We start from the raw sequence: 24670 nt of genomic DNA on the forward strand, positions 1-24670 counted from the left end.
GTTTTTTCACGCCTGCTTCCTCTTCAAGATTGTCAGTATCGGTCCGCGAGAATCGGTTGCTGATACCATGTTCGCAGCTTCAATCAGATGCCCGAGCTCAGCGCCCGAGTAGTGACTGGTGATGCTGCCGTTCTTGTGCCCCAAAAGGGCCTTACGGTCTTCCTCGGTTACGCCTGCGGCGCGCAGCCGACGGCCAAACGTGTGTTTAAGGTCATGGATCCTGATGGATGCATACCCAGGGTGAGCGGGGCGAAGGTTTTCCTCCTGCCAGAGTTTCGCCGCTCTCACCCGCGCCTTCTTCCAGGCCGAGTCGTTCATGCGGTGCATCGCGGTGCCGTTGTATGGGAAAACCCATTCCTTGCTTATACCGCGCTGCTTTTCGATGATCGACCTGGCCACGCTGTTCAGCACCACCAGCCTCTCGTCACCGTTCTTCACGCCCGAGCGCTCATGCCTGCCACCAAAGTCGGCCGGTATCAGAAAAACGCTGGTGCCCAGTTCCGGTACCGCAATCTCCCAATCCCATCTCAGCTTGCAGACCTCCTGCTCCCGCGTGCCGGTGTTCACTTTGAACAGCGCCATGGTTTGCAGGTGAGCCGGCAACTCGCCAAAAAGAATCGACTGCTCCGGCCATGACATTGGGTACGGCTTGCGGCTCGATTTCTTCTCTTCCAGTTTCGTGAGCATCGGCACGCTATCCAGCCATGGCCTGCGCTCATCGTCTCGCCACTTCCTGGCACACAACGACAAAACCCGAACCACGCGCTCGATCGAGATATTCACCGTTCTGTTGCTGACACCTTTCTTTACCTTCCCGCATTCCAGCTTCTTTGTCGCCAGCCTGTCCTTGATGAAAGGCACCAGGGCCTGGTCATCGATGTGGGTCAGCGGCATGTCGCCAATGAATGGGTCGAGCTGTGAAAGGTGGTGCGCGGATAGCTTGATTGAAGGCTGATCCTTGAATTCCAGCAGGAAGCGAGTCGCTGCCTCCCGCCAGGTCCTGACCTTCTTCACACCGTACACCTTCTGCTGCCGGATCTGCTCCAGCCTGAAGATCAGGTAGCGCTCCGCTTCTTCCCGGTCACCAGTTCCAGTGCTCTCGTAAAGTCGTTCTCCATTGATTTTCTTGTCGATATGCCAGATGCCTTTCCTCTGGGAGAGGCCTGTGATCGATTTTCGCGCCATGATTTATCTCCTTTCTGGCGCTCGCTGCGGGGCGATTGTTGCTCCGTTGCGCCTTTTTTATCAATCGCCTTTGCCTCGACGTACGCCGTGGCCCAGTCGTCCAGCTCCTGTCGATCAAAGCCAACTCCGCGCCCGCCAATGGGGAACTCGCTGACGAAGGGCCTGACGGTCTCGTCGAAAATTGCCCGGCACATGCCCAGGTATCCAGGCGCTTCCTTTGCTCGAATGAACCGCGGTATCAGTTGTTGCGCGCCCATACCTACCTCCCGCCGGCCGTGGGCCGCGCTGTCTTGATGATGTGGATTGCCAGGCCGAAACTGATCAGCAGCCAGGCGCATGTGCCGGCGAAGGCGTAGAGCAGCGCCTCGGTGGTGCCGGTGTACAGCAGGTCGAGCCCGAGCCAGCCGAACCAGCCGATGGTTCCTACCAGGTACAGCAAAGCGCCCAGCAGTATCAGGGTGAGTTTCATAGCAAACATGGGGTGTCCTTGCCGCGCTGGGCGGCAGAAGGTGGGTTAGGGTTTGGCGGGGAACCACTCGGTGTCGTATTCGTGCTGGGTTACCAGCTCTGGCGTTAGGCTCGGCAGCCGACGCTCGAACACCAGGTAGCCATACGGTTTTTCAATCCAGTCAGGAGCCTCCTCCATGAACTTGGCCTTGAATATCCTCAGCAGATGGTCAGCAGCCTTCTCAAACTGATCTTCTCGATAGTTGCCTTCGCAGATGGTGCCATTGCTGACCCGCCAGACGGTGCGCCTTGGCTGACCCTCGGCCGCCTTGATCTTCTCGGCCATCTGGTCGCGGGCGTACCGCATCTGGTCCAGGGTCAGGGTCGCTACCCAGGCGTCGGTGCCGATGCTTTGCGTGTGGCCAAACTCGCATTTTATTTCAGGCATGTGCATAGCTCCGCCCGCCGCTCACCGGCAGGCATGTAGGGGGATTGGGGTTAGGGAAGCGTGGAGCCGATTTGCGCTGCTACGACTGTGATTGCCTGGCGGAGCGCGCCACCTCGATCCGCGTCGTCGGTCCAGCCGATGTTCTCGCCAAAGCCGCGACGCTCGACCATCACGTACTGCAGGTTGGTGAACCAGAGGATGCTGAGCTGAAGGTCTACCGCCAGGCGCATGGCCTGGACGTCATCACTGAGTGGCTGCCATTGCTCGCGGCCGGATTCCGGATCGTCGTAGTAGAAGGCATCGCTGCCGTGGCGGTACTCCAGCTCAAAGCCCATGGCCTTGGCCGATAGCTTTAGCAGTTCGTGGTCCGTCACGGCCTTTGCCCCTTTTCCGGCGGGGAGGGTGGAAAGCCGAAGTACATCCGGCGCTTTCCGGTGCCGCCGCATTCGCGACAGCCACTGGCTTTATGGGCGCTATATCCGTAGCTGCAACTGGAGCAGTCACAGCTGCAACCAGAGCACTCCACAGTGCACCGGGCTTCTTGCTCCACCACATCATCCCTAGTGATCAAGTAGCTTGACCGGCGATCCAGACGAAACCCAGTGATCTTCTCTGCGTCCTCATAGGTCGCTGGATCTCGCCTGAAACCCCAGCGCGCGGCCGGGTCGTCAACGATTCGGGTCACAGTTCTCATGGCCTTGGCCCCTTGTAGATGAAGACGTAGGCGAACCAGAGGGTGGCGATCATGGCGTCACCTCGACCAGTTTCCATTTGGTGTTGTTGCTCTGGCTGTGGTCCGACTCAACGAGGCCATCGCGCTTCATCAGCTCCAGCTCCCGTCGGATCTGCTTGGTGGTGAACGGCTCAATGTGAAGCCGGAACCACCAGGTGCAGAACCAGCCGCCAGCGCCCTGTACGCCGCTCATGTAGGTGATGATTCGTTGGCGCAGGCTCATGGCGTCACCCGCTTGAACTCGACAACCCAGACCCACGGGTTGGCGTTCCAGTCGCCGCCAGTGGACTCCCACAACTCCCGCCATGCCGCCGGGTACCAGTCGCGGTAATTCGGTGATACGTCATCGCTTGCGAGTTCCGGCGGACACAGCAGGCCTTCCGCCCTGATATCGGCGCGGCTGATGTCCTGCAACCGCTCGACGCGCACTTCGGTGATCTCCAGCAGGATGCGGCTGTCACGGCGGAACATATGGATGCTGGGTTTCCAGCGGATTTCGCTGGCGGCGGGGATATTCTCCAGTTTCGGCGGCAGGCAGGCGGGGTAGGTGGCGCCAAATGTCAGATAGCCAGGATCGCAATTGCCGACACGCGCCCAGGTCTCGCGCACCCACAGCCGGTCTCCGGGCTTGCCGTATGGGCAGGCAATTGGGTATTCCATACCTTCATGGTCAGACGTGAAGTCGCCAAATGCGTTGTAAGGCCACCCCCCCTTGCCGTGGTCGAGCATGATGAAGCCGTCGGCGTGAGCCTTGGTCGCTTTCACCGTCCGCCGCGTGACCGTCTTCCGGCCTTCCAGGATGGCGCGCACCATCGGCGCCGAGAACAGGATGGGGCGTTCCTTTATTTGAGACATGTGTCGTCCTTGCCGCTATAGCGGCTGACTTTGAAGGGGGAGGGGTTACAGGTTTTGCGGGTGGAGTACGGATGTACTCTTATCTCGCTTGAGTGCTTCAAATACTCTTCCGCGCATCGAATCAATCGACGAAGACGGCACCGCCCCCGGATCACCCTGGATCGCATAGAGCAGTTCATTTGTCTGGAGCAACAACCCCTCCAGCACATCCGCCCGCTCATCCGCTGCGGTCAGCAGGGCTTGCAGGGCGTCGACACGCTTGCGCAGGTCAATCGCGTTCTGTGCGTATGCCTCCTTGTCAGCTTTAGCGCTGATCAAAGCTGAACGCAGATTCTCCGACCACTCATCCGCCGTGGTCAGGCTGACCTGCATTGCGTCACGCTCGGCGGTTACCCGGTCGAAGTCTGGAGCGAGATAGACCAGACGGTCTTTGTCGATATTTCCGGCGTAGTACGACTGTGCTTCGCTCATACAGCCTCCCTCGTTACCAGATCATGGGCATCCACAACGGTCATGCCGAGCTTCTCGGCGATCAGAACTTCCAGCTTTGCGCCCTTTGAATTCTCCCAGCCGGGCAGGGTGGCCACGGTGTCGCAGTCCATCAGGGCCGCAATGTCGCGGCGCATACAGTCGGTCCAGGTGCCGCCTTCTGGGTTTATCTCGGCGGGGTTGGTGACTGTGTGGCCGCTGGCGCGGAGGCTAGCGGTCATGCTGTGGAAGGTGGGGAAGTTCAGCCCGGGCAAGCCGCTCATGGGGCCGCTGAGGTAGATGCGCTTCATGCGACCTCCTTGTCATGACCTGGGCAGCCGCCACCGGAAAAATCGAATCCTTCACACGGCGGACCGAAAGGAAGCACCTCTTTGCCCTGGGCCAGCGCTTCGAGCAGATGATCCTTCGCCTCGTCGGCGGTGCACTCACGCCCATCCACGCGGAACATGCCCTTGAGCTGGCGCTTGCTGAAGTCGCGGATTGCGCCGCGCACGCTCAGGTGAATGTGAAAGGTACGGCCGTGCGGTCCGAAAGGATCAGACGGTTTGTTTTCTGTAGGCATGGGGAGTCCTTGCCGGGCCATGCCCGGGCGGTGGAGTGGGGGCGTTACGCGGCGAGGCGTTGGTAAAGCTCGATGATGTCGGCGGCGTTCGCCCTGACCAGGGCTTCGGCCTCATCTGGGCAGACGCTGTTGCCGATCAGGCGCACCTGGTCGGCCTTCTTGACGTCGCGCCATTCCTCGGCACCGGTAACCGGGTCGACAAACAGCCCGCGGTCAATGATGTAGTCCTTGTCGAAGCCCTGTGCGGCCTTCAGCTCGGGCGGTTGCAACATGCGCAGGGTGATGTCTATCAGCACGTAGCCGCCGACCATCACCATTTCCGCTGGGTCTTTGAAGTGCTCCGGCAAATACTTGTGCATGAACGCGGCGCAGCGGCGGGCGCCTTCCATCTGCTCAGGAGTAAGCGCATCGGGCACCTCTACAGTCTCGACGACCGCAACGCGATCTTTTGTCGGCAGCGTGTGCATCGGCTCATTGAGCGATATTCCGTCCTTCTCGTGGCCGTAGTACTTCACCAGATAAGCGCTCACCAGGCGCTGGTTGGCGCCGGACTGACAGATTGTCGATATCGGGTCGTGGGCCGATCGGCCGTCGCCTTTGTAGAAACCGCCATTCGCCTGTTCGAAGAACGCCGTTACGATGCCGTGGCGCGCAGCTCCGGCCAGAACTGTCTGCGCCGGGTCGTCAGGTGAACTGCCCGCTGCGTTTTGCCCGAATGCAGTCATGTGTGCAGCGACCATCGCGAAGTGTCCGCCCTTGACTTGTGCTACCTGCGTGCGCAGTGGCTCTTGGGCGTCGAAGTTACGTTGAGATGACCCATTGGCGCACTCGGTAAGGAACGGCGCAGCAACCGGCTGCACCAATGCGTGATGCGTGCCGCCCGCGCTGATGGTCGATAGAGCCTCTTCGACACCGTGGGTACTGGTGTGCGCCGATGACGTTCCGCGCATAGGGACGATGAAGGGCTTCGCACTGGTCAGCACATGCCGCCAGCAGCCCTTGGCCACGCGGCGCATGGTGTTCTCGGCCATCGGTTTTTCACGAAAGATCGTGCGGCCGAGGTTGCTCCAGTCGATGCACTCGGCCGCAGAACGCCACGGCAATTGCTTTGCGGCAGGCCGCTTGTGGCGTTTTGGCGCCGGCCAAACGATCGGCTTGCCGTCGCTGCGGGCCACCAGGTAAAGGCGCTTGCGAATGGTCGGGGTGCCTGCGTTCGCCGCGATCCGCTCCCGCCACTCGGCGTTGTAGCCAAGCCCGCGCACCAGAGCTTCCATTGGCACGAATTCACCGATCGCCTCGATAATTTCCGGCATGTCAGGGTGATCAGCTGGTAGCCCGGTACTGATTGCGGCGATGAACGCTTTGAAAGTGCGGCCGCGCTCAGACTTTATCGGCTGGCCGTCATCGTCGATCGGGCCCCAGTCGCAGAACTCTTCAACGTTTTCGAGGAAGAGAAGGCGGGACTTCGTGACGAACAACCAGCGAATCACCACCCAAGCCAACCCACGCACACCTCGATCGCGGGGAGCGCCGCCCTTGGCCTTGCTGTGATGGCGGCAGTCTGGCGATGCCCAGATGATCGCGACCGGCTGCCCGCCAGTGGCTTCACGCGGATCAACTTCGAACACATCTGCCACATAGTGCGCTGTCTTGGGGTGGTTGGCGCGGTGCACAGCCAGGGCGATTGGATTGTGGTTCACCGCTACGTCCGGCTCCCGGTATGCCCTGGCGATACCGGTGCTGGCGCCGCCGCCGCCAGCGAACAGGTCGACCACCAGTTCCTTTTCGAACGGCAGGCCCATGCTCGGCTGGCCATGGATGAACTGAGGCAATTTCTGTTGTGCGGACATAGGGGATCCTCGCCGGCTGGCGCTGTTCAGTGATATGGGGTATTACGGGTGACCGGCATGGAGCCGGATCAAGGAGAAGAAGATGACAAATCAAGCGCAAATCGATGCAGTTGAGCAGCTGCTCATGGCTTTGCTGAACACGCAAGAAATGAACTTTGTCTCTACCAGGGCATTTGAGGATGCCAAAGGCGCTCTTATGGGTAGCGATGGGCCGCCCGGCACAACCGAGAAAACCCAGGCGGTCAACTACCTAGCCCACCTTCGGTTACAGCTCAAGTAACTGAACTGCCCCGCCCCCGGTTACCGGATGCAGCGAGTAGGGTGGGTTATTCGTCGTGACAGATGCGAAGGGCTTCGCGGTTGTAGGCGAGCTGCAGTTTTGCCGACACATTTTCGGGTATCACGTATTCGTGTCGTGGCGGCGCGAGAAACTGAGCTGATCCCGCCCGGCCCAGGCCGTGCAGGTGGTGAATCATCAGGGTCATGGCCTCGCCCTGTTCCTCGATGCTGTGCCAGGCCATCAGGTCAGCCAAGGCCTGGCGGGTGCCGGCCATGGTATGGAGTCGCAATTCTTCCTCGCCGCGAGTCTTTCGCCTCGCCGCAGTCTTTGCCGATCGTTCTTTCTGCGCGGCAGCCATGGCCTACCTCTTCTATTCCGCTGGCCGGAAGTGCGAGCCAGGTTTGACGTTTGCGTTGCTGGGTGCGGGCTATGCGGCGCATGAAGTGATTCCACGCCGAGCTTTGGGGTAGTCGATGCCGTGGGTAGTGATGATCCGCTCGAATGCCTTATTGCTGATGGCGAGCTTCCCGCAGCACTGGCGCCGTGTTATTCCCAGTTCCAGGAATGCACGGATGCGCTCGGCGTACTTCGCGTCGCGCTCGCCCATTTGGTCTCGGCGGTAGTTGTTGTTCGCACCGCCTCGCTCCGGCTTCTTGAACGTGATGTCGTTCATGGTGGCGTGCTTGTAGACGTTGCGGCGACTGATGCCCAGTGCGGCGGCGGCCTCTGTTTGGGTGTGCGTGGCGCTCAGTTGGCGCATGTGCTCCACCAGCTTTAGCCTGGCCTGCTCCCGAACATCTTCCCTGTCCAAGGGCAGGGGAGCTGCTTCAACCCTGCGCCGAACGAACGGCTTGGGCGCTGGAGGCTCTTGAGGTACGTAGACGACCGGTTTCGGTGGTGGCGGCGGCTTTATTTCCTCTATCTCACCGCCGGCCGCCACAAACTCAGCGACCTGGGCGGCCAGCTCGTTAGAAGACTTCCGAAGGCGCTCTACTTCGTTCTGTAGGATGCTGATCATGACTACCTCACTTGATGCTGATCGAGCTTTTGCCGATCTCAGAGTGGGCACCTGGGACTTCCTGACCATCCTTCAACGCCTTGGCGATGGCCGCCTTGTCCGGTGCGCTGTGTACTTTGACGTTTACGAAGTCGTCGGGGATGGCCTTTTCATCGTCGATGACCACGATGGGCTTGCCCTTGCCGCAGGTGATGGTGAACAGCGGGTGGGTGATCTTGGTGATGCCCGCCGCATCCATGTTGGTGCGCAGGTACTCTTTCAGGCCTTCCTTGCGGTTGTTGATGATCCGCTTGCGCTCTGTGAGCCTGTCGATCTGCGACTGAATCGCCTCAAGGTCGCCGTCAATGTTCAGGGTGATCATTGCGATGGCCTTTCCCTTCTCCTGGAACTCGCCTTCGATCCCTTCCATGGTGTCGCGCAGGGCGACGGCCAGGTCTTCGTCGGCGGTCTCGGCCAGGGCGGCCAGCTCTTTGAACTGCTCGGCAATGGTGTAGAGCGTGGTCATGCTGCTGACTCCTGTTCAAACCGGCCTTTCTGCTCGTCGTACTCGCGCACGATCCTGGTGACGGCCTTGTTGTCGTTGCGCAGCGTCAGGCGGCGCACGGCCACGTCATGGAACGACTTGAGTTCCTTCGGCGTCTTGGCGTTTTTCAGGGACTCAATGACTGACGCGATGTATTCAAGGCGCTCCAGCCTTTGGCGTTCTTCCTCGGCGACCTTGTCTTCGGCCTGCTCGATGGCCTGTTCATCCGCCAAGGCGTTTACGTAGTCCTTGTCGTCGAACATCCCCAGGAACACGTCAGCGCTGAAACCAAGCATCGAAAGGGACTTCTTGATGGCGTCGGTAAGCGACTTCTTCGGGGCCTCGCCGTCGGTCGTTGTGCCGTACTTGCTCTTGTAGAGGTACGGTGTGCAGCCGTACTGTTCGAACTCGCCGCGTTCGCCGTCCTGCTTGATCCAGAAGCGGATCTTTACGGTGTGGTTCAGCTCAAAACCCAGCGTGACGCGCTTATCGCCCTCGCCGACGAAGATCTCGGCGCCCTTGTCGAAGCGCTCTTCCAGCACAGTCCAGCCAAACCCAATGCCGACCGGCCCGAATATCTCGGTGGCCTTCATGATCATCGCCGTACCGTTCAGGCTGGTGATCTGCTGGCCACCGACCTTCGCGTCTTTGGTGTACCGGGTATCCGTCTTCTCGACGCGATTCCAGATCTGCATGTTTTTATCGGACATGACTATCTCTCCGCGCCACCGGAGAGGGGCGCTGTGAAGGGGGTTATTGGGTGGCTTTCTCGATTGCGCGACTTGCTACGTGGGCGGCTTTGTTCTGGAGGGTCTGATAACCCTTGTCAGCCGCACAGTGCGCTAACGCTTCCAGTGCAAGCTGGAGGGCTGCAAGCAGATCAGGCGCAGCGGCGATCAACTTGGCGTCAGCCTCTTCGTAAACCCAGTCGACAACCTGATCCTGGTCCTCGTTGAAGTCGATGGCGAAAGCGCGCTGGCCGGGAACGTTGCTGTGCTGCACCTCGCGGATGGTCCACGGTGCGGGAGTGTGCTTATTCATCACAAGCCCTCCCGTGCGCCGTCAGGCTTTTGCGGCCAGTAGTCGTAGGCGAATGCAGACAGGCTCATGTGAACGTTGTTGGCGCGCTCACGACCAGGCTGGCGAAGTTCCTCTTTGAGGTGGCACCACTGCAACTCGCCGTATTGGTAGGCATTGCGGTTGGTCTTGAAGTCCTCTTCGATCACTGCTCCGAGCGCGTCAAGGAAGTCAGCCTGCCCATCCGATCCGAGCGACCAGAATGCCTTTGCCAGAATTTCTGGCGTGAGCTGAACCTTGAAGCCTTCAGCCACGATTACTTCGACTGCTTCGTTTTGAATGGTCATGGGGATTCCTTGCCGCGATGCTCGCAGCGATTGAAGGGGTTGGTTATTGAGTGATTCGATCAGCGAGGGCGCCGAGCAACATCAGAAAGGTACAGACGGAGAGGGCTGAGAAGGAGCCGCGCCAGATGAGTAGGCGCCGGGTGCGCTGGCTAGATGTCACGGCCGAACCCTCACCGCGATCCGACCGCCCTTCATTGTCGGCGCCAGGCGCTGTGGCAGGTCCCGCACCAGGTCTTCACGCTTTCGACCGATCAGTTCATTGAAGGGAATGCCGAAGCCCAGCATTGCGATTTTCGACTCGATGTCGTCGAGCTGGCTGTCGATCAGTGATTTAACCGGCGCGGTAGTCATGCTGCTGCCCTCTTAAGCTCTGCATTGCGCTCGACGAACTTGGCGTCCAGCGCATCGCGGTAACGGTTGGCGGTAGGGGAGTCGACCAGATCGGCGAACTCGGCCATTTCGATCATGCCCATCACGAAGGTCCGGTCCGGTACCGGCGTGCACGACTTCTTCATCTTGGCGATTTCCAGGCCCAGGCGGGCGAGGGCGGTAGGGGTGTTCATAGTTCTTCGTCCTCGGCCTGGGCAGCCAGTGCGTCATTTGCCAATGGCTCGACAAGAGCCTGAGCGATGATCCTGAGCTGTTCTTTGGGATCGGCTACCGCCAGTAGGCCCTCTGCGCCATCGCGGGCCAGAAAGCGGTCACCAAGCAGCCCAGCAATTACCATTTCGCCAATGGCGCATGGGCTCTTGCTGTCACTGTTAATTGCGAACTGCTCGACCTCGGCAGCGAAGGCTTTGAACGTCACACCCTGCGCTGAATGCAGTCGGCGCTTGAACTGCACGTCGCTGCGCCGATCCACTAGCGTTTCCACCGCGTTATCTATCCACTCCTTGCGGGCAATCTCCACCGCCGACTCGCTCACTGGAGGCGGCAACTGAGCGTCGTAACGCTCCTGGCATATCTTCAATGCTGCGTTCATGGTCGCCTCCAGGGTGGCGGGTCAGTCGTAATAGTCTTGGTCGGCCAGATACTCGGAATGCTCGCTTACAAGCCATTCCTCCATCGAGGCGATATCGGACTCAGTCATAAAGCTGGTGTCGTCCTTCGACTCCCACTCGATTTCGCAATGACCGAAGTACTCTTCAGGGTCAGCAGCCCGGCAGCTGAAATTCCCTTTCGACTGGGAAAAGGAAACGACGCTCAGGGTGATGGCAACGTCTTCGCCGTCCTTGACCGTCCAATATTCGTAAGTGCGGGCCATGGCGACCTCCAGTGTTTGGGGTTAGGCGGAATCAGTGGCCTGCTCTGAATCAAGAAAGCGGATGCACTCGGGCATCACCGTCCCGATGGAGCCATCAGCAAACTCAACCACTGCAACGGTGTAGTTGCCGGGCCCGGATTCAAATTCCTCGTACTCGCATCCCCACTGATGAAAGCGAGCTTCGCGGAGGTCTTTATTGCCGACTTTTTTGTTGGCTTCCCAGATAGGGGCCATCGTCATTACTGGGCGCATTTCTGATTCCTCAGTGGTTGGTTCACCTGTATTCGTTCAACACTCATGCCTCCCACTGGTTGCCGATGGGCGCGGGGGAGGAGTGCTGACGGGTAGAGGCGCGCAAAAAAGCCCAGTCGAAACCGGGCTTTTCCCTCTTTACGTACAAGCCTGCCGGGCGCATGTGGCGTCGGGCAGCTGATCAATTAGTCCATGATGGTTACCCTCCGCTGTTCGCTCACTGGGAAGGCAGTTGCCACCTATGAGAATGGGTTGCCGGTCTTTCCCGGCTGTCACGGCGCTTGTGCCAGATCAAGGTAGCTCGCCAATACCAGGTTGGCGCTGACCCTGCGCAATGCGGGTTGAGCTATTCGCCGGTTGATGCAGGTGGGCGGTTATAGGCCGCAGTTTCGTCCGCATCGGGGTGTGATCCGATTTAACGGGTCGCGATTTCTCAATCGCAGTTGGTTTCCGTCGCTCTCGGATCACACCCCGATGCGCTCTCATAGAGAGGATCGGGCAGTTAACGACAGGCTGTCGTGGCGCTGGTTGTCACTCTTGCGAGTTGATCCATTCGTAAATGGACTCTTCGCCAATTGCGTTGAGAAGATCGATAGTGTCGATGTCGTTACTCTTGATCCAATCCGCCAGCTCCGATTCGTCGAGCAAGCTGAGCGTCTTGTTAATCCCCATTGCGGTGATTACTTCGCGCTCGTCGAGACCTTTGATTCGGTCTTCAACATCAAGATCTTCGAGCAACGCTTGCGGCTCCACCTCAACCACTACCCGGATCTTGTCCAGCTTCCACGCTTCGACTGAAGCGCTGTCTGCGAGAAATACAACTTCCATCGTCTTGCCCTCGGTTGTTTTCCCAATGCACCCGGGTCACCAGGTGCATCAGTGAAAAGGTCTGTCAATCGTCTCTGCCCATCCAGTCGCGAAAGCGCTTGGTCAGGCGATCAAAGTTGTAAAAACCGAAAATGCCCACCGAAAGCGCCAATGGAGGCACCGCAAGAAGCACCCAAATACTTCCGATCAGGTATGCGTAAAGGCCTGCCGAAACAACAAAAGTCGCCAGCGGGACCCAGAACTGTTTCTGTACAGCAGTAAATTTCATAGCCCGTCCTCGTTTGATTTCCCGTCAGGCCCTCTTGCGAAGGCCTGCCAGTGAAATCTTCACTCCGGCACCCTGATCGGCTCCTGGTCGATGATCGTGATTGAGCCTCGATCAGTTACCGCGACCCTGGCCGTCAAGCCTGGGTGCAGCTCCGCAAGCCTTGGGTGCGCCTTGAAGTCGGCGACCCTGCCAGTGCGATCGCCCAGGCCTAGGTAGATCACGTCACCTATTTGAATTTCGCTTCCGCGCTTCGTTGGCATTTCGTCTACTCCGTCCGATTTTCCGGATGACCCTGTCGCCAAGGTCATCGAGGAAATCTGTTATCTCCACCACGCGCATCGCCCGATTCATATCTCTGGCCAGGTCACACATTTCGTGTCCGGTGTTCTTCCTGGCTGGCTTGCGTGGTTTCGCGTACTCACATCTGGTGAGTACGGCCAGTTCCAGAGCTGGCGTGGAGATCGAATTTATTGTTCGCGCTGTGCCCGTTGCCGGGGATCGATCTGCGAAGGTCCTGAGCTGTTAAAGAGCGCTTCGCAGTGGCTGTGTGTCGCTGCGATGGATGAACATTACCGTAAGGTAATAAATCAAGTCAATACCGATTGGTAATTAAATTGTGGCACCCATAAAAAAGCCCGCTCAGTGGCGGGCTGCGGATTCAGACGGGAGAGGACAGATACAGCCGGGCTTGGGGAGGTCAGTGCGGCACGGGAGAGAACAGCGTCCTTGCGACATCGTCCAGAAGCCTCTCGATCTCCGCCAGGTCGGCTTGCTTGATGTCGGTCGCGCATTCGTAGGCGCAGATCAAGCACTGCAGCAGATCAAGGTCTGAAATCTTCGCAAGGTCATCTTTCAGATCTGGGTGCTGGCTGAGTAGCAGCGCTCGGATATCTTCAGCGTTTTTCGGCATATCCATAGGCGGTCCCTCCATAGCTCAACCTGATTTTAGGCCATAGCCGCATGGGACGGCATGGCCGCTGATCGATAGGCCGTGAGAGTACGCTTACTAGAAACAAGAAGCCCGGCACTAGGGACGGCTTGAGAGTCGCTGTCAGAGGGAGGTTGCGATTGCCAGGGCCAGTTGCGTGTCCGACATCAACGGCGGGGCGTAGGTTGCGCGATAGTATTGGGAGGATTGCTCAAATTGAGCGCCCCTTATTTCGCCTTCCGAACCAATGAACGCCAGAGCGTCGGTCTTGGCTGACTTGAAGATCTTAGGCGGGTCGGTCGTGAGAGACGTGGTTGCACCAATTAAAATGGTTGGCGCGGAGATTGTGATAAATATCCCTGCAGCGATAGGGTTGACGTCATCACCTGATACGGCCTGTGTGCTGACCGATGCTAGCAGGGCAACCCCCAGAGCCTTCCATGAATTCATTCTTCGATGCTTCCATTGCTATCAGAGGGCGCCAAGATAGCAGAGTAGGGGGCTCGCCAGATACAAGAAGCCCGGCGCTGGGCCGGGCTTAACGAATGTGGTGAAGAACCTTGTCTCTGAAGTTATCCATATCAGCTATGTCCGGCACAAAATCATTCGCCGCCTTGAGCAGGCGAGTGTGATCTTGTTTTGGAAGGGAAGAGAAATCACTGCAAACGATGATCGAGGTGAATGACTCCCCAACCTGTTTCAGGTGCAGAAGGGTAATCGTGGTAATTCGCGCCTTGTCTTTGCCGTTCACCCCAAAGAGATAAATAGGGCGACCTTGCGACTGTATTCGGTAATCGACCGTGTAGGCCGGACCATCCACAATCTTGGGCACATAGTTTTCCTCAAAGCTGTCGGCGGGCAGGATAGATTTCAAGGCTGCCCGCAGATCATCGTAGAACGTCGAACCAAGACGAGAGCGTGACCATAGCGCCATGTCTTCAACGCGCGATAAACCCTGGGTCAGGTCGAACAAGCCCCGTACCAGCTTGTCCGCTGGAACCTCAATAAAAATTTCACCGCCGTCATCACGAAGCCCGGATTCTGCCAGAATTCCTTGGTAGAACTTTCCTCGTGAGCCAGTTGAGTATTTTGAAATGTCGTTCTCATAGCTCAGGCGCATCATTGTTGTGCCCGCATCAGACAACCGCCAGCCCCCAGCCGTCCTGGCTAGATAAGCAGTGAACTGATCTCCGTCGCGCGCGACCAACGGGAGAGATACCGCTAGAAAATCGCCGCACTCTCTCACAGCAACATCTTCGCAGAAGGCTGTGCAGAGTGATTCGCGGATTTCAGTCAGTTCACTCATCAAAAAAACTCAGTTGTGTCGTCATGCCATTGGCTTCCCCGATCTCGATAGTTGGCGGAACGGGCTTTTGTAGACCTGAAATATTACAATCCTCAAGCATTGCCCAGAGCGCTCCCTCAAGATCAGTGTAGGCGTTTGTGGCAACCGCGTAATGCTCTGGCTTTCTGCCGGCAAGCATGTAGCGCTCTGTGGCTCGATGGATGTGCGGTGTGAAATCAATCCGCTCGCCATCCTCAAGAACATTCTGGTGAGGATGGCAGCTGCCGTTGTATCGCGCTAGCGTGATCGTATCGCCGGAGGGGTGCTTTAGAAATATCCCGCATGAGAAGCTATGCGCAATTCTTGAGTTCTGCCGCAGGTAAATCTCGAATTCTGCGCCATCATCTGAGACCACATCGTAGTTCTTCTGCTTGCACGACTGCATATCTTTCCAGCGGGCGCCGGGGTTGGATATGGTTTTATTGCAGGTGAGCAGATCACGGATCTGCGCATCAGTAAGGATCGTGTCTACCACGTCGTCGTCCTTGAGGTATGAATGGGGATTTTGCGTATTACTTCCTATTCCGACTTCGCCCTGGTGATGCGCTGATCCCTGACCTCATCCGCATAACCGGCCAGCCGATCCTCACCATCATGAAATACAGTGAGCATCCTAAGCACGGCCTGGGCGTCCGCCTCGTTCCCTGCCAGGCTCAGCCGTTCCGCAATCCTCATCAGCTCTACGGCTGACCACTTGAGGTCTGAGGCAATGCCTTGGAGGTCGCGCTTAAGGTCTTGGTTGGGTTTAGTGAGGGACATTTATGGCTCCAAACTCAGTGCGCGGACTGCCATTCACCAGATTCCGCCTCGTACCTATCGAAAGTCTCTCTAAGTGCAACAATATCCAGCGGCGACTTCGGGGTAATCGAGCCAGGCTCCTCTGGAACAATTCCATCAGCCTCCATCAATTCGACGAGCTTTTTGCCGCGAGCAATGCCCACGTTCAGATGGCGAGCAACAAAAGCTGCGCTTAGGTGCTTCCCTGTTAGGGCTGCAATAACCGCTCTGCCGTACATGGGGTCGGCAGCGTAGCTGTCAGGATCCAGGTAGTTTTCCAGCCAGCCAGCGAATCTGCATTCAGAAAGAAGAATATCTAGATCAGCTATTGTTTGATCGGCGCTCGCGAGGACCTCCGCCACGGCTCGCTCATGCTCCTGCTCGTTGGCGGGCTCGCCGTTGATCAGATGGCTAGCTGATAGGCCTGTCCCTGGAAGGCCGGCAGTGACCCTCACTCCCTTCTTGCTATTGTTGACGCTCAGCCCTGGTGGACCAAACGAAAAGCTGAAACCGGACTTGCTGATGTTTAGCCAAACCCAGGGGAGTATTTGAATCCGCTTTTGAAATCTCATGCCCATTCACCACCTCCTTGTGGTCGTTATAGCTTGCGAGCATTCCAGACAAGCAGAACACGAGCCTGGATATGCACCTTGGCGAGCATATCGCCCTCGATCATGATTGCTGGGTACACGGGGTTATCTGAAATCATGCGCAGGGAGCCGCCTGTCAGGCGCTGAAGCCGCTTAATGAAAAGCTCGCCCTCCAGCGTGAAGACATAGATCGCATCGGTTCGGATCTCGGTTATGCCGCGATCTACCAGCAGGGCGTCGCCATTACGGAAAGTGCCCTCCATGCTGTCACCATCGCCATCGATGATGGCCAGGTTCTCTAGATTGGAATACGACAAGCCCTGAGTCTTAAGCCAGTCAAGGTGAACGGTAATATCCCTGATCACCTCGATATGGTCAGGCGGCACTCTTCCGGGCCCCATCGAGCCAGCTACATCGAGCTGGGGGATGGTGATGAAGTTGGCGTCCTGAGACTTTCTTCGCGAATCAATAGGAATCACGTTGCTCTCCCTGGCGTGGACTTCACCAATTGGTGCATCTAGCGCGTATCTGGCGAGGCCGAATTCGCTTTCTATTTCCCGGGCGAAGTCCTCTCCAATGGTTTTCGCGCCGTTTTTTTCCGGCTCAAAAAGACATCTGGAGATGAAGTTCTGAGGCTTCTTCAGCTTTTCTGCGAGGCGCGACTGTGCGCCGCGAGCGCCAACCCCGTATTCGGTGTCCATCAGCTTTTTTAGGTTGTGCCTGCGCACTTCGCGAATATCCATCTTGCGATTCTCTACGGGTCATTACTCATTGGTAAATGACCATTCGGTATTGATTAAATGGTTACCGTGAGGTAATAATTGCGCATCACAGAGGAGAGCCATGATGCGGACTAAGCACACCCAGCTCTTGGAGTGGCTCAAAAGCGCTTCCGACGATGCCGTCGAGCGCACCGGGACCTCTCGCGGCTACTTGAAACAAATTGCCTATGGGAACAAGCAAGCCTCCGCTGCGCTTGCGGTTTCGCTTGAGCGTGAATCGGCAGGCGCCCTAAGTCGCCGGTCGTTACGCCCTGCTGATTGGAATTTGATATGGCCAGAGCTTGCCTCTGCCGCCTGACATCCCTGTCCGCCGTTCCATTGAGCAAATGATCGCCGCTGCACCTGCAGGGCGCCACGTAAAGAATTTCGAGGTGTTACATGCAGGAATTGATGAAGGCGATCTATGACGTTGTGGACGACCACGGGGCAGGGCGGATTGCAGAGGGCGCCAGCTTCTCTTCGAAGACGCTGCTTTCCCAGAAGGCGAACCCGGACTACGACAGCCACAAGCTGAACGTCCAGGAGTTGCACCGGATTATGAAGTTCACCCAAGACTTCCGCCCGCTGAAAGCTTGGGCCGAGGCTTTTGGTTTCGACCTGGTGCCAAAGGAAAAGCCCGAGGGCATCAACCTCAACTCCGCGCTGCTGCGCCTGCACGCCGATCTGGCCGATGTGACCCGCCTTGCGTTCGATGCCCAGGCCGATGGCCGCGTTTGCACTCGCGAGAAGTCCGAACTGCTCAAGGAGGCCGAGGAAGTGATAGTCAGCCTGGAAGTGTTCAAGCAGTCCGTGAAGGCGGCCTGAATTACAGACACAAAAAAGCCACCGGACGAGGGTGGCTTTTTCTACAGCAGTAAACAACTGGAGCGAATCATGCACCAACACACCGAATCGATCAATAGCCCCAACAATCCCGCGCCACGATTTTCGATATCTGAAAACGTGGCGCCCAGCAATTTCCACCTCAACGCTGCAATGAGCGCCGCGAAGCAGATTCGCTTCCAGTACTCCAAGCCATCCAAAAATAAGCTCGTGCGTGAGTGCCTTGATCAGCTGCAGGAATTCCTGGCTTCGTCGAAAGGCGTACGCCCATGAGCAATGTCATTCCTCTCAAAATCACCGGGGGTTTCACCCGGATGGAAAACAAGCTCATCGAGGCCTTGATGGTTGTCGATCTGCCTGGGCGCGAATTGAAGGTTGCGCTGTACGTTGCCAGAGCCACCATAGGCTATCAGGTGGCCGAAGCTCGCATCCAGGCTACCGAGATATCCAAGGCGACCAACATCCACCCTGACGTGGCTTCCAAGGCCATCAGCCACCTATTGAAACGCCGCATCCTATATCGGGTTGGCGGGGCACGTGGCGATATCGGCATCAGCGAGCCTTCCGAATGGATCTTCTACGATACAAAAAAAGAATGTCCGACTCAGACCATATCGTCCGACTCGGATCATTCAAGCCGAGTCGTCAGCATTGCGAGACAGACCAAATCCGACGACTCCCTTCTTTATACAAAGAAAGAACCCCTAGTAACTGTTTCTACGAAACAGATTACTGCCCCCCAGGGGGCGGAACCCGCTCAGCCTGAAATCAAAATCGGAAACGCGGCATGTGGGGTTTTGTTCGATGGTGAAGATTTTGAAGTCGACCCCACCCTGATCACCAAGTGGGCAGAAGCCTACTCGCCGATTGACGTTGAAGCCGAGATCAAGCGTGCCGCCGCCTGGGCCAGTGGGAGCAAGCCAAAGAAGGACTGGCGCCGCTTCCTGGTCAACTGGCTGGGTCGCGAGTTCAAGAAGAACCCAAGCGGCGCATCCGAGGCCGGTGTGCCGGTGGACAAGATTATCGACCTGTACCACAAGGTCTGCCCGAACCTGCCGACCGTCACCGTTGCGAGCGACAAGGTATTGCGCAGCATGATCGCCGAGCGCTGGAACGAATCAACATCGCACCAGAGCGGGCAGGGCTTCTGGCTCCCGTTTTTCCAGAAGGCAAATAACCGCAGCCAGGTGTTCTTCCGTGGCGCCAACGTTGCGCCGAGACTTGAGTCCCTGGTCAGTCGCGCCGTTTTCCGTGAAGTATCGGAGGCTTCCCAATGATGGATCTCCAAAGCCTTGAGGCTGAACATGGCGTGATTGGCGCCATGCTCTGCCAGCCGCACCTGATCGACGTGCTGAGCGACGACCTGTCCGCCGATGCGTTCGCATGGGAGGATAATGCGGAACTGTACCGCCTGATCCTCGAAATGCACGCCGACGGTCAGCCGGTAGACGTGGTGACGCTTCATGATCGCCGCGCCGAGCTTTCGAGCGGTGTTCGCGTAGCTGCCTACGCCGCCGAAATCCAGGCCAGCACGCCAAGCGTTGCGAATGCCCAGGTCTACGCCAAGATCATTCGCCAGCGCGCCGTGTGCCGCCTGATGTCCGCCGCCGCCGCCCGCATCAACGAGATTGCCCACGAAGAGGCGAGCATCGAGGACAAGATTTCTCTCGCTCAATCCATCGTGCTTGGCCTGGACAGCACTGGCAGCGACGGTGAATGCCAGATGATTGGCGACATCCTGATCGAACACGTTGAGGTCCTGCAGGATCGTCTGGACAAGTTCGCCGCCGGGATTGTCATCGACGGCTTGGGTACCGGCATTCCTGATCTGGACTCATACACCCAAGGCCTTAAGTCCGGCCAGATGATCGTGGTTGCCGGCCGCCCAGCGATGGGCAAGACCACTCTGGCAATGAACATCGCTGCCGACGTGGCGATCAACCAGAAAAAGCCCGTACTGGTGATCAGCCTGGAGATGAGCAAGACCCAGCTGATGGATCGACTGCTCGCGGCTGTCGGTGGCATTCCCCTCCCTTCGCTCAAAACCGGCGAGTGCAGCAACGATCACTCCATGGAACTGAACATGGCGGTCATGCGCCTGCGTGACGCGCCGATTGCGGTGTCGGACGTTCCGGTCATGACCATGCCGCGCATCCGTTCGATTTCCCGTCGTCAGTCGCACCGCATGGGCTCGCTGGGCCTTGTTGTAATCGACTACCTGGGCTTGGTCGAGGGCGAAGGGAAGGGCAGGACAGAGGATGTCACCGCCATGTCTCGCCAGATCAAGCTCCTGGCTCGCGAGCTTGATTGTCCGGTGATCATCCTCTCCCAACTCAATCGTGGCTGTGAAGGGCGCCCAGACAAGCGCCCGGTACTCAGCGACCTGCGCGAGTCGGGCGCCATTGAGCAAGACGCCGACATCGTTATGTTCGTGTACCGCGACGAGGTGTACCACCCGAACACCCAGGACAAGGGGATCGGCGAAATCATCATCCGAAAGAACCGAGACGGCGAGATCGGCACGGTCCCTACAGCCTTCCAGGGCGCCAAGTCCCGATTCCTGCCGCTGGCCAATCACGCCCGCCAAGACAACGTCGTGAAGGTGAATTTCTGATGAGAGACAAGCAAACGATTTTCCGCTACGGCGGTTACGAGATGCGCTCCCACTCGGAAACTCGTTGGGCGGCGATGATGGATGCGATGGGGGTGGTCTGGGTGTACGAGTCGCGCACCGTGGTCACACGCCACGGCGGCTACATGCCTGACTTCTTCCTGCCGGCTGTTGGTGCATTTGTCGAAGTTAAAGGCCCCGTCCCGAGCCAGGTTGAGCGTGAAAAGGCGTTGGATGCCCAGCGGGCAACCGGCTTTCCGGTTGTATTCGCTTACGGCCGTGCCGAGATGATTGGCGGTGAGCTGTTCCACGGGATGCTGAGCTATTTCAGTGAGCGCGGCGAGGTCAGCTATTCGACTGCCGAGATCGGCGCAGCGGTACGGCGGTGGTTCGGCATTCACACCTACGCCGCATATCTTTCAGCCGGCGAGCATCAGCAGCGACCTGACTGCGTCTGTATTGGCGATATCGTCGAAGAGGTCATCACCGGCTGGATGGATCGTCAGGCGCGCGAGACGTACCTGAAGGGCGTCCACGGGCCAATCAACCAGCGGAAGCTTGCCCAGCATCGGCAGGCCACCCGCGCTGAATGGGCGCTTTCCCAATTTTCCCAAAAAATCATCCAGTGCTGGAACGCACGGGAGGCCGCGTGATGAAACGAGCAAACCCAGCACAGCTACGCCAATCCCTTGAGATGGCGAACACCATGGCCAAGCACGGTATCCGTTTCGTGTGCATGCCGGTGGTGGATGAGGCGGACTTAGCCAATCTCGCAAGCCAGGCCGCTGAGCGCTTTGAGCGCATGGCATTGATCGCAGAAGCAGCGGAGCAACGGACATGACCGACTACACGGACCTCCAGAAGGCTGCCGAATACGCCGCCCAGGACACAATCAAGTTCGCCGACGAAGACGAGGAAATGCGCGTGCTCCAGCAATTCCACGAAGAGGTTAGCCCGGAAACGGTTCTGGCCTTGATCAAGGACCTTGAGAGCCACAAGCGCATGCTTCTGGCCGCTGCCTGCGACCTTGGTGCGATTGGCGAAGCGCTCAAGTCCGACATGGACTCCGACGGCGACGAGTTGCTGGGCATGGTCATCGACCTGAAGGCACAGAACACCCGAATGCTGGAATGGCTCAAGGATATTAGCCGCACATCTGGCGACAAGGGCGCCGTCATGGGCGCACGCCAACTGCTCAAGGAGTTCGCCGAATGAATGATTTCCGCGATTTGAAAGCGATTGCCGAGGCGTGCCAGCAGCATCAGCCGCTGCGCTTCATGCGCAGCCACGGCGCGCTGTACATCCGCAACGACAACGGGATCGTCTTTGACGTGCATCAGAACCGGTCATTCCCCGAATTCATGGCGCAGAACAAGGACTATGCGGACCTGGTGCTCGCTGCTAATCCAGAAACGATCCTGGCTCTGATCGCCGAGAACCAGCGGCTTGGATTGAAAGCCGACAGCCTTGAGTTCGCCAAATGGTCCTGTCAAGTGAATGAGCAGGCAATCCGCGCGGCCGGGCATGAAACGATTGAGGATTTGGCTGAAGAGCGCGACCAGCTCAAGGCTGAGAACGATCTGCTCAAATCCGATAACCGGGAAATGCTCAAGTTCAAAGAACACATGGTGGAGCTTCGCGAGACGCACGGGTTCGATAGCTGGGCCGCAGCTTTGGTCGAGGTGGACAGGCTCAAGGCTGAGAACGAGGCGCTGCGCAAAGGTGCTGGGCGGTATGAGTGGTTGCGGGACAAGCAAACCTTCATCTGGCTGATTCAGGACTGGTTCCCAAGCGATGCGGAGTTCACCGACGTTGATGCCGTGATCGACGCCGCCATGGGCCAGGGAGAGCGGTCATGAGCCCGATCATCACCCACCAGATGCAACCGTGCCCGTACAGCTGCGTTTCGACTTGCCTGGCCATGATCGTTGGGCGCCCGGCACCGGAAATCATCGAAGACATGCACCAGCCTTATCGCAACGGCGATCTCACCTTGCGGCAAATGCTGGAGCGCCTGGGCGTTGAATACATGGCTTTCTTCAGCCTGGACTGCCCACCGCTGGCCGATGAGGGTGTTTATCTGTGCACGTCACCTTCGCTCAACATCGAAGGCGGTAACCACCAGATCCTGATCGAGGTCACCGACGAGGGCTACTTCGTCCTTGATCCGGTTCAAGGGCGCGAGGATCGCAAGTATTACGTGGCGCGCGGGAAGGGCGATGGCATTTCGCTGGCGATCGACCTTGGCGGGTTTGTCGTAGACGCCTTCATCTCGCGTGACCATCTTTTGGCCAAGCGGGCGGGCGCGACTTTGGCGGAGGTTGCAGCATGACCAGCCTCCAGATTCGCAACGAATCAGACCGCAACAAGGCCATGGGCTACATCGCCGGCCTGGACCTGGCCAGGCCCAAGAAGCTTGCCATCACCGAAGTGGACCGCAGCGGGGAGCAGAACAAGGCTCTGCACGCGGCGCTGGCCGACATCGCCGCCCAGGTCGAACACGCGGGCAAGAAGTGGGACGTCCTGATCTGGAAGCGCCTGCTGACCGCCGCCTGGCTGCGTGAGTCGGGCGATCAGCCGCAAATGATACCGGCGGTCGATGGTAACGGCTTCGACGTGATTTATGAGCGCACAAGCAAGCTCACCGTGAAGCAGTGCGGCGAGTTGATCGAGTGGGTTCATTGCTTCGGCGCCGAGCACCAGGTGCGGTGGACGCAAAAGGACAACTGGGGAGGTAGGTACTGATGGATTACGCAGACATTTACGGAGTCCTGATTGCCTTGGCTCTGGTCATTGGTGTGGTGCTCGATCACCGACGCAAGCGCGCAGTAGAAGACTTCGAACGCAAGCGCCGCGACCGTAAGGCCGAAGTAGAGCGGGCAGCGAGGAAAGCGCTATGAGCCATAACTTCAAGCCGGGCGACCTGGCGCTGATCGTTGGCGGCCCTTGCGCCGGCTGCTGCGTTGATCTGATTTCTTTTCACCCTGGAGGTTCTGATGTTTTGGTCGCCAGTGGTTACTACTGCTATGCGCATACAGCCTCCTGGCGTGTTGCGGGCATAGGTCTCACTGCGAAATTCGGTAATTTTCCCGAGCGTCGCCCCGTCAAGGATGGACTCATTGGTCCAGAGCTTCTAATGCCTCTGCGCGGCGACTTCACCCCAGAGCAGCAGAAAGCCAAGGAGGCTGTATGACCATCGAACGGAAGCCGGCCAAGCCGAAGAAGTGCCGCGTTGCTACGTGCAGGGCCTCATTCGTCCCCTCGCGCATGGGCCAGGCGGTGTGCAGTCCAGCGTGCGCCCTGATCGACGGGCCCAGGCACGCGCCGAAAGCCCGCAAGGCCCTGGCCGACATCGAGCGCAAGGACATCAAGGTCCGCAAGGAGAAGCTGAAGAGCAGGGCGGATCATGCCAAGGACACTCAGCAGGCGTTCAACGAGTGGGTGCGCCTACGTGACGCCGATCTGCCTTGCGTGAGCTGTGGTCGCCACCATGAAGGCCAATATCACGCTGGGCACTATCGGACTGTTGCGGCAAACCCAGCCATCAGATTCGAGCCGCTGAATGTCCACAAGCAATGCGCTCCATGCAACAACCACAAGTCGGGCGACATCGTGAATTACCGCATTGAGCTGGTGAAGCGTATCGGCGCCGAGGCTGTCGAGTGGCTGGAAGGGCCGCACGAACCCAAGAAGTACACCATCGAGCAACTGAGGGCGATGACCGCCGAATACCGGGCAAAGACCAGAGAACTCAAGAAGGGGCAGGCAGCATGAAGATCAACTCAGCGCGCCAGGCTTGGCATGACTGCAAGTACAACCCGGCCCCCGGCCAGACCTCCGATGTTGTGCAGCTAGGTGTGGTGGTGCAGAACACCGAGCGCGGCCCGACGGCAAACCACGCAGTGCACGGAGCTTTGGCTGGGCACATCCAGTCGGCAATCGCTCGTCTGCACCCGCAGATCCGCGTATTCGGTGACTTCATGTACGCCGCCGAGCAAAGCGACGATATCCGGGAGGCGGCGGAAGAGGTCGTGTTCCTGCTGGTGCAAAACAGGTCTCCACGCATGACGGCGGCCAAGCGCGAGAAGCTGGAGTTCGTCGTAAAGGGCGTGCTACGTCGGTACCAGCACATGCACCAGGGCGGGCAATCGTCCAACGAAGACCCGCTGGCCAACGCCGAGAAGTTCAGGGCCTGGATGTGGCAGGTCTACGAAGTGCGCCTGGAGTCGTGCAACTGGGAGCGGGATTGGGGTGGTGTGCTGCAACTGATCTTCGAGTGCTGCGAGGATCTGGATCGGCGAGCATTGAGCCCCATTGCAGCGGTAATTTACGAAATGCGCGAGGCCGCATGAGGGCCTATTGCGTTCCCGTGCGGCTGGTGATACCTTATCGCCACTGTTAGAGTTTTGCCTTCGGCAACTTAATCGATGATCCAAGAAAACCCGGCCA

Annotated in this window: 45 protein-coding genes; 15 read left to right on the plus strand and 30 right to left on the minus strand. The window is 58.3% G+C overall.

The window, feature by feature from the left end; genetic code table 11:
- Positions 1 to 6 precede the first annotated feature (6 nt).
- The 10 genes from BMH52_RS01035 to BMH52_RS01080 form a co-directional block, all read right to left on the minus strand.
- A complete protein-coding gene (locus BMH52_RS01035; RefSeq protein ID WP_032903929.1) occupies positions 7 to 1185 on the minus strand; it encodes a tyrosine-type recombinase/integrase in 1179 nt (392 codons plus the stop codon).
- A gap of 259 nt (positions 1186 to 1444) precedes the next feature.
- Complete coding sequence (locus tag BMH52_RS01040) at positions 1445 to 1663, minus strand: hypothetical protein (RefSeq protein WP_073842568.1); 219 nt, start codon at positions 1661 to 1663, stop codon at positions 1445 to 1447.
- A 36-nt stretch (positions 1664 to 1699) separates the two neighbouring features.
- On the minus strand, positions 1700 to 2080 hold the full coding sequence (locus BMH52_RS01045) for a hypothetical protein (RefSeq protein ID WP_073842570.1): 381 nt from the start codon (positions 2078 to 2080) through the stop codon (positions 1700 to 1702).
- A 50-nt stretch (positions 2081 to 2130) separates the two neighbouring features.
- A complete protein-coding gene (locus BMH52_RS01050; protein WP_073842572.1) occupies positions 2131 to 2454 on the minus strand; it encodes a hypothetical protein in 324 nt (107 codons plus the stop codon).
- Between the two features lie 369 nt (positions 2455 to 2823).
- Positions 2824 to 3036 carry a hypothetical protein gene (locus BMH52_RS01055; RefSeq protein WP_073842574.1) on the minus strand — a complete coding sequence of 71 codons (213 nt, stop codon included), beginning with the start codon at positions 3034 to 3036 and terminating at the stop codon, positions 2824 to 2826.
- Complete coding sequence (locus BMH52_RS01060) at positions 3033 to 3668, minus strand: hypothetical protein (RefSeq protein ID WP_073842576.1); 636 nt, start codon at positions 3666 to 3668, stop codon at positions 3033 to 3035. Before BMH52_RS01060 ends, BMH52_RS01055 begins: the two co-directional genes overlap by 4 nt.
- A 45-nt stretch (positions 3669 to 3713) precedes the next feature.
- Positions 3714 to 4139 carry a hypothetical protein gene (locus BMH52_RS01065; RefSeq protein ID WP_073842578.1) on the minus strand — a complete coding sequence of 142 codons (426 nt, stop codon included), beginning with the start codon at positions 4137 to 4139 and terminating at the stop codon, positions 3714 to 3716.
- Positions 4136 to 4447, minus strand: a complete 312-nt coding sequence (locus tag BMH52_RS01070; RefSeq protein ID WP_073842580.1) for a DUF4406 domain-containing protein — start codon at positions 4445 to 4447, stop codon at positions 4136 to 4138. Before BMH52_RS01070 ends, BMH52_RS01065 begins: the two co-directional genes overlap by 4 nt.
- Positions 4444 to 4719 (minus strand): hypothetical protein, encoded by a 276-nt coding sequence (locus tag BMH52_RS01075; protein WP_050549412.1) that lies wholly within the window; start codon positions 4717 to 4719, stop codon positions 4444 to 4446. The genes BMH52_RS01070 and BMH52_RS01075 overlap by 4 nt, the downstream gene beginning before the upstream one ends.
- A gap of 44 nt (positions 4720 to 4763) precedes the next feature.
- Positions 4764 to 6569 (minus strand): DNA cytosine methyltransferase, encoded by a 1806-nt coding sequence (locus BMH52_RS01080; RefSeq protein WP_073842582.1) that lies wholly within the window; start codon positions 6567 to 6569, stop codon positions 4764 to 4766.
- Between the two features lie 82 nt (positions 6570 to 6651).
- On the opposite strand from BMH52_RS01080, the gene BMH52_RS01085 reads away from it, so the two are divergent.
- Positions 6652 to 6849 carry a hypothetical protein gene (locus tag BMH52_RS01085; RefSeq protein WP_073842584.1) on the plus strand — a complete coding sequence of 66 codons (198 nt, stop codon included), beginning with the start codon at positions 6652 to 6654 and terminating at the stop codon, positions 6847 to 6849.
- Positions 6850 to 6895: 46 nt separating this feature from the next.
- Here the strand turns inward: BMH52_RS01085 and BMH52_RS01090 are convergent, their stop codons facing one another.
- From BMH52_RS01090 to BMH52_RS01190, 20 genes are all read right to left on the minus strand, one after another.
- Entirely contained in the window at positions 6896 to 7207 is a 312-nt protein-coding gene (locus BMH52_RS01090; protein WP_073842586.1) for a hypothetical protein, read from the minus strand.
- A gap of 69 nt (positions 7208 to 7276) precedes the next feature.
- Positions 7277 to 7867, minus strand: a complete 591-nt coding sequence (locus tag BMH52_RS01095) for a hypothetical protein (protein WP_073842589.1) — start codon at positions 7865 to 7867, stop codon at positions 7277 to 7279.
- Between the two features lie 7 nt (positions 7868 to 7874).
- A complete protein-coding gene (locus BMH52_RS01100; RefSeq protein ID WP_073842592.1) occupies positions 7875 to 8372 on the minus strand; it encodes a siphovirus Gp157 family protein in 498 nt (165 codons plus the stop codon).
- The gene (locus BMH52_RS01105) at positions 8369 to 9100 is read right to left on the minus strand and encodes a hypothetical protein (protein WP_073842594.1); all 732 of its coding nucleotides are present in this window, start codon (positions 9098 to 9100) and stop codon (positions 8369 to 8371) included. The genes BMH52_RS01100 and BMH52_RS01105 overlap by 4 nt, the downstream gene beginning before the upstream one ends.
- A gap of 43 nt (positions 9101 to 9143) precedes the next feature.
- On the minus strand, positions 9144 to 9431 hold the full coding sequence (locus tag BMH52_RS01110; protein ID WP_073842596.1) for a hypothetical protein: 288 nt from the start codon (positions 9429 to 9431) through the stop codon (positions 9144 to 9146).
- Positions 9431 to 9754 carry a hypothetical protein gene (locus tag BMH52_RS01115; RefSeq protein WP_073842599.1) on the minus strand — a complete coding sequence of 108 codons (324 nt, stop codon included), beginning with the start codon at positions 9752 to 9754 and terminating at the stop codon, positions 9431 to 9433. Before BMH52_RS01115 ends, BMH52_RS01110 begins: the two co-directional genes overlap by 1 nt.
- Before the next feature lie 156 nt (positions 9755 to 9910).
- Positions 9911 to 10105, minus strand: coding sequence for a hypothetical protein (locus BMH52_RS01120; RefSeq protein ID WP_073842601.1), 195 nt, complete (start codon positions 10103 to 10105; stop codon positions 9911 to 9913).
- A complete protein-coding gene (locus BMH52_RS01125; RefSeq protein ID WP_073842603.1) occupies positions 10102 to 10317 on the minus strand; it encodes a hypothetical protein in 216 nt (71 codons plus the stop codon). Before BMH52_RS01125 ends, BMH52_RS01120 begins: the two co-directional genes overlap by 4 nt.
- The gene (locus tag BMH52_RS01130; protein ID WP_073842606.1) at positions 10314 to 10736 is read right to left on the minus strand and encodes a hypothetical protein; all 423 of its coding nucleotides are present in this window, start codon (positions 10734 to 10736) and stop codon (positions 10314 to 10316) included. Before BMH52_RS01130 ends, BMH52_RS01125 begins: the two co-directional genes overlap by 4 nt.
- Positions 10737 to 10757: 21 nt before the next feature.
- Positions 10758 to 11018 (minus strand): hypothetical protein, encoded by a 261-nt coding sequence (locus BMH52_RS01135; protein WP_073842608.1) that lies wholly within the window; start codon positions 11016 to 11018, stop codon positions 10758 to 10760.
- 21 nt (positions 11019 to 11039) lie between these two features.
- Complete coding sequence (locus BMH52_RS01140; RefSeq protein WP_073842610.1) at positions 11040 to 11270, minus strand: hypothetical protein; 231 nt, start codon at positions 11268 to 11270, stop codon at positions 11040 to 11042.
- Positions 11271 to 11801: 531 nt separating this feature from the next.
- The gene (locus BMH52_RS01145) at positions 11802 to 12098 is read right to left on the minus strand and encodes a hypothetical protein (RefSeq protein ID WP_073842612.1); all 297 of its coding nucleotides are present in this window, start codon (positions 12096 to 12098) and stop codon (positions 11802 to 11804) included.
- Between the two features lie 64 nt (positions 12099 to 12162).
- A complete protein-coding gene (locus BMH52_RS01150) occupies positions 12163 to 12366 on the minus strand; it encodes a hypothetical protein (RefSeq protein WP_073842614.1) in 204 nt (67 codons plus the stop codon).
- A gap of 697 nt (positions 12367 to 13063) precedes the next feature.
- Positions 13064 to 13282, minus strand: a complete 219-nt coding sequence (locus BMH52_RS01160; RefSeq protein ID WP_069557328.1) for a hypothetical protein — start codon at positions 13280 to 13282, stop codon at positions 13064 to 13066.
- Positions 13283 to 13417: 135 nt separating this feature from the next.
- Positions 13418 to 13744, minus strand: a complete 327-nt coding sequence (locus BMH52_RS01165) for a DUF2388 domain-containing protein (protein WP_073842616.1) — start codon at positions 13742 to 13744, stop codon at positions 13418 to 13420.
- An 88-nt stretch (positions 13745 to 13832) separates the two neighbouring features.
- Complete coding sequence (locus tag BMH52_RS01170; RefSeq protein ID WP_073842618.1) at positions 13833 to 14600, minus strand: DUF1828 domain-containing protein; 768 nt, start codon at positions 14598 to 14600, stop codon at positions 13833 to 13835.
- Positions 14593 to 15114: a hypothetical protein gene (locus BMH52_RS01175; protein WP_073842620.1), complete on the minus strand. Its 522-nt coding sequence runs from the start codon at positions 15112 to 15114 to the stop codon at positions 14593 to 14595. Before BMH52_RS01175 ends, BMH52_RS01170 begins: the two co-directional genes overlap by 8 nt.
- Positions 15115 to 15158: 44 nt before the next feature.
- Complete coding sequence (locus BMH52_RS01180) at positions 15159 to 15398, minus strand: hypothetical protein (protein ID WP_073842622.1); 240 nt, start codon at positions 15396 to 15398, stop codon at positions 15159 to 15161.
- Between the two features lie 14 nt (positions 15399 to 15412).
- Positions 15413 to 15994, minus strand: coding sequence for a DUF4236 domain-containing protein (locus BMH52_RS01185; RefSeq protein ID WP_073842624.1), 582 nt, complete (start codon positions 15992 to 15994; stop codon positions 15413 to 15415).
- A 20-nt stretch (positions 15995 to 16014) separates the two neighbouring features.
- Positions 16015 to 16749 carry a S24 family peptidase gene (locus tag BMH52_RS01190; RefSeq protein WP_073842626.1) on the minus strand — a complete coding sequence of 245 codons (735 nt, stop codon included), beginning with the start codon at positions 16747 to 16749 and terminating at the stop codon, positions 16015 to 16017.
- A 417-nt stretch (positions 16750 to 17166) separates the two neighbouring features.
- Between BMH52_RS01190 and BMH52_RS01200 the strand changes: the two genes are divergently transcribed.
- From BMH52_RS01200 to BMH52_RS01260, 14 genes are all read left to right on the plus strand, one after another.
- The gene (locus tag BMH52_RS01200) at positions 17167 to 17592 is read left to right on the plus strand and encodes a phage regulatory CII family protein (RefSeq protein ID WP_069022817.1); all 426 of its coding nucleotides are present in this window, start codon (positions 17167 to 17169) and stop codon (positions 17590 to 17592) included.
- A gap of 69 nt (positions 17593 to 17661) precedes the next feature.
- The gene (locus tag BMH52_RS01205; RefSeq protein ID WP_073842628.1) at positions 17662 to 17883 is read left to right on the plus strand and encodes a hypothetical protein; all 222 of its coding nucleotides are present in this window, start codon (positions 17662 to 17664) and stop codon (positions 17881 to 17883) included.
- Positions 17880 to 18887, plus strand: a complete 1008-nt coding sequence (locus BMH52_RS01210; RefSeq protein ID WP_073842630.1) for a replication protein — start codon at positions 17880 to 17882, stop codon at positions 18885 to 18887. The genes BMH52_RS01205 and BMH52_RS01210 overlap by 4 nt, the downstream gene beginning before the upstream one ends.
- Complete coding sequence (gene dnaB / locus BMH52_RS01215; RefSeq protein WP_073842633.1) at positions 18884 to 20224, plus strand: replicative DNA helicase; 1341 nt, start codon at positions 18884 to 18886, stop codon at positions 20222 to 20224. Before BMH52_RS01210 ends, dnaB begins: the two co-directional genes overlap by 4 nt.
- Positions 20224 to 20874 carry a hypothetical protein gene (locus BMH52_RS01220; protein WP_073842635.1) on the plus strand — a complete coding sequence of 217 codons (651 nt, stop codon included), beginning with the start codon at positions 20224 to 20226 and terminating at the stop codon, positions 20872 to 20874. The genes dnaB and BMH52_RS01220 overlap by 1 nt, the downstream gene beginning before the upstream one ends.
- On the plus strand, positions 20874 to 21062 hold the full coding sequence (locus tag BMH52_RS01225) for a DUF1382 family protein (protein ID WP_073842637.1): 189 nt from the start codon (positions 20874 to 20876) through the stop codon (positions 21060 to 21062). The genes BMH52_RS01220 and BMH52_RS01225 overlap by 1 nt, the downstream gene beginning before the upstream one ends.
- A complete protein-coding gene (locus tag BMH52_RS01230; RefSeq protein WP_073842638.1) occupies positions 21059 to 21436 on the plus strand; it encodes a hypothetical protein in 378 nt (125 codons plus the stop codon). Before BMH52_RS01225 ends, BMH52_RS01230 begins: the two co-directional genes overlap by 4 nt.
- A complete protein-coding gene (locus BMH52_RS01235) occupies positions 21433 to 22080 on the plus strand; it encodes a hypothetical protein (RefSeq protein ID WP_073842640.1) in 648 nt (215 codons plus the stop codon). Before BMH52_RS01230 ends, BMH52_RS01235 begins: the two co-directional genes overlap by 4 nt.
- A complete protein-coding gene (locus BMH52_RS01240) occupies positions 22077 to 22553 on the plus strand; it encodes a hypothetical protein (RefSeq protein ID WP_073842642.1) in 477 nt (158 codons plus the stop codon). Before BMH52_RS01235 ends, BMH52_RS01240 begins: the two co-directional genes overlap by 4 nt.
- On the plus strand, positions 22550 to 22966 hold the full coding sequence (locus BMH52_RS01245) for a recombination protein NinB (RefSeq protein ID WP_073842644.1): 417 nt from the start codon (positions 22550 to 22552) through the stop codon (positions 22964 to 22966). The genes BMH52_RS01240 and BMH52_RS01245 overlap by 4 nt, the downstream gene beginning before the upstream one ends.
- Positions 22966 to 23121: a hypothetical protein gene (locus tag BMH52_RS29165; RefSeq protein WP_158068755.1), complete on the plus strand. Its 156-nt coding sequence runs from the start codon at positions 22966 to 22968 to the stop codon at positions 23119 to 23121. Before BMH52_RS01245 ends, BMH52_RS29165 begins: the two co-directional genes overlap by 1 nt.
- The gene (locus tag BMH52_RS01250) at positions 23118 to 23414 is read left to right on the plus strand and encodes a hypothetical protein (protein ID WP_073842646.1); all 297 of its coding nucleotides are present in this window, start codon (positions 23118 to 23120) and stop codon (positions 23412 to 23414) included. The genes BMH52_RS29165 and BMH52_RS01250 overlap by 4 nt, the downstream gene beginning before the upstream one ends.
- A complete protein-coding gene (locus tag BMH52_RS01255) occupies positions 23411 to 23995 on the plus strand; it encodes a recombination protein NinG (protein ID WP_073842648.1) in 585 nt (194 codons plus the stop codon). Before BMH52_RS01250 ends, BMH52_RS01255 begins: the two co-directional genes overlap by 4 nt.
- Complete coding sequence (locus tag BMH52_RS01260) at positions 23992 to 24573, plus strand: hypothetical protein (RefSeq protein ID WP_073842650.1); 582 nt, start codon at positions 23992 to 23994, stop codon at positions 24571 to 24573. The genes BMH52_RS01255 and BMH52_RS01260 overlap by 4 nt, the downstream gene beginning before the upstream one ends.
- Positions 24574 to 24670 lie beyond the last annotated feature (97 nt).

It is taken from the genome of Pseudomonas sp. BTN1 (genome assembly GCF_001907715.1).
Taxonomy (GTDB): Bacteria; Pseudomonadota; Gammaproteobacteria; order Pseudomonadales; family Pseudomonadaceae; genus Aquipseudomonas; species Aquipseudomonas paracarnis.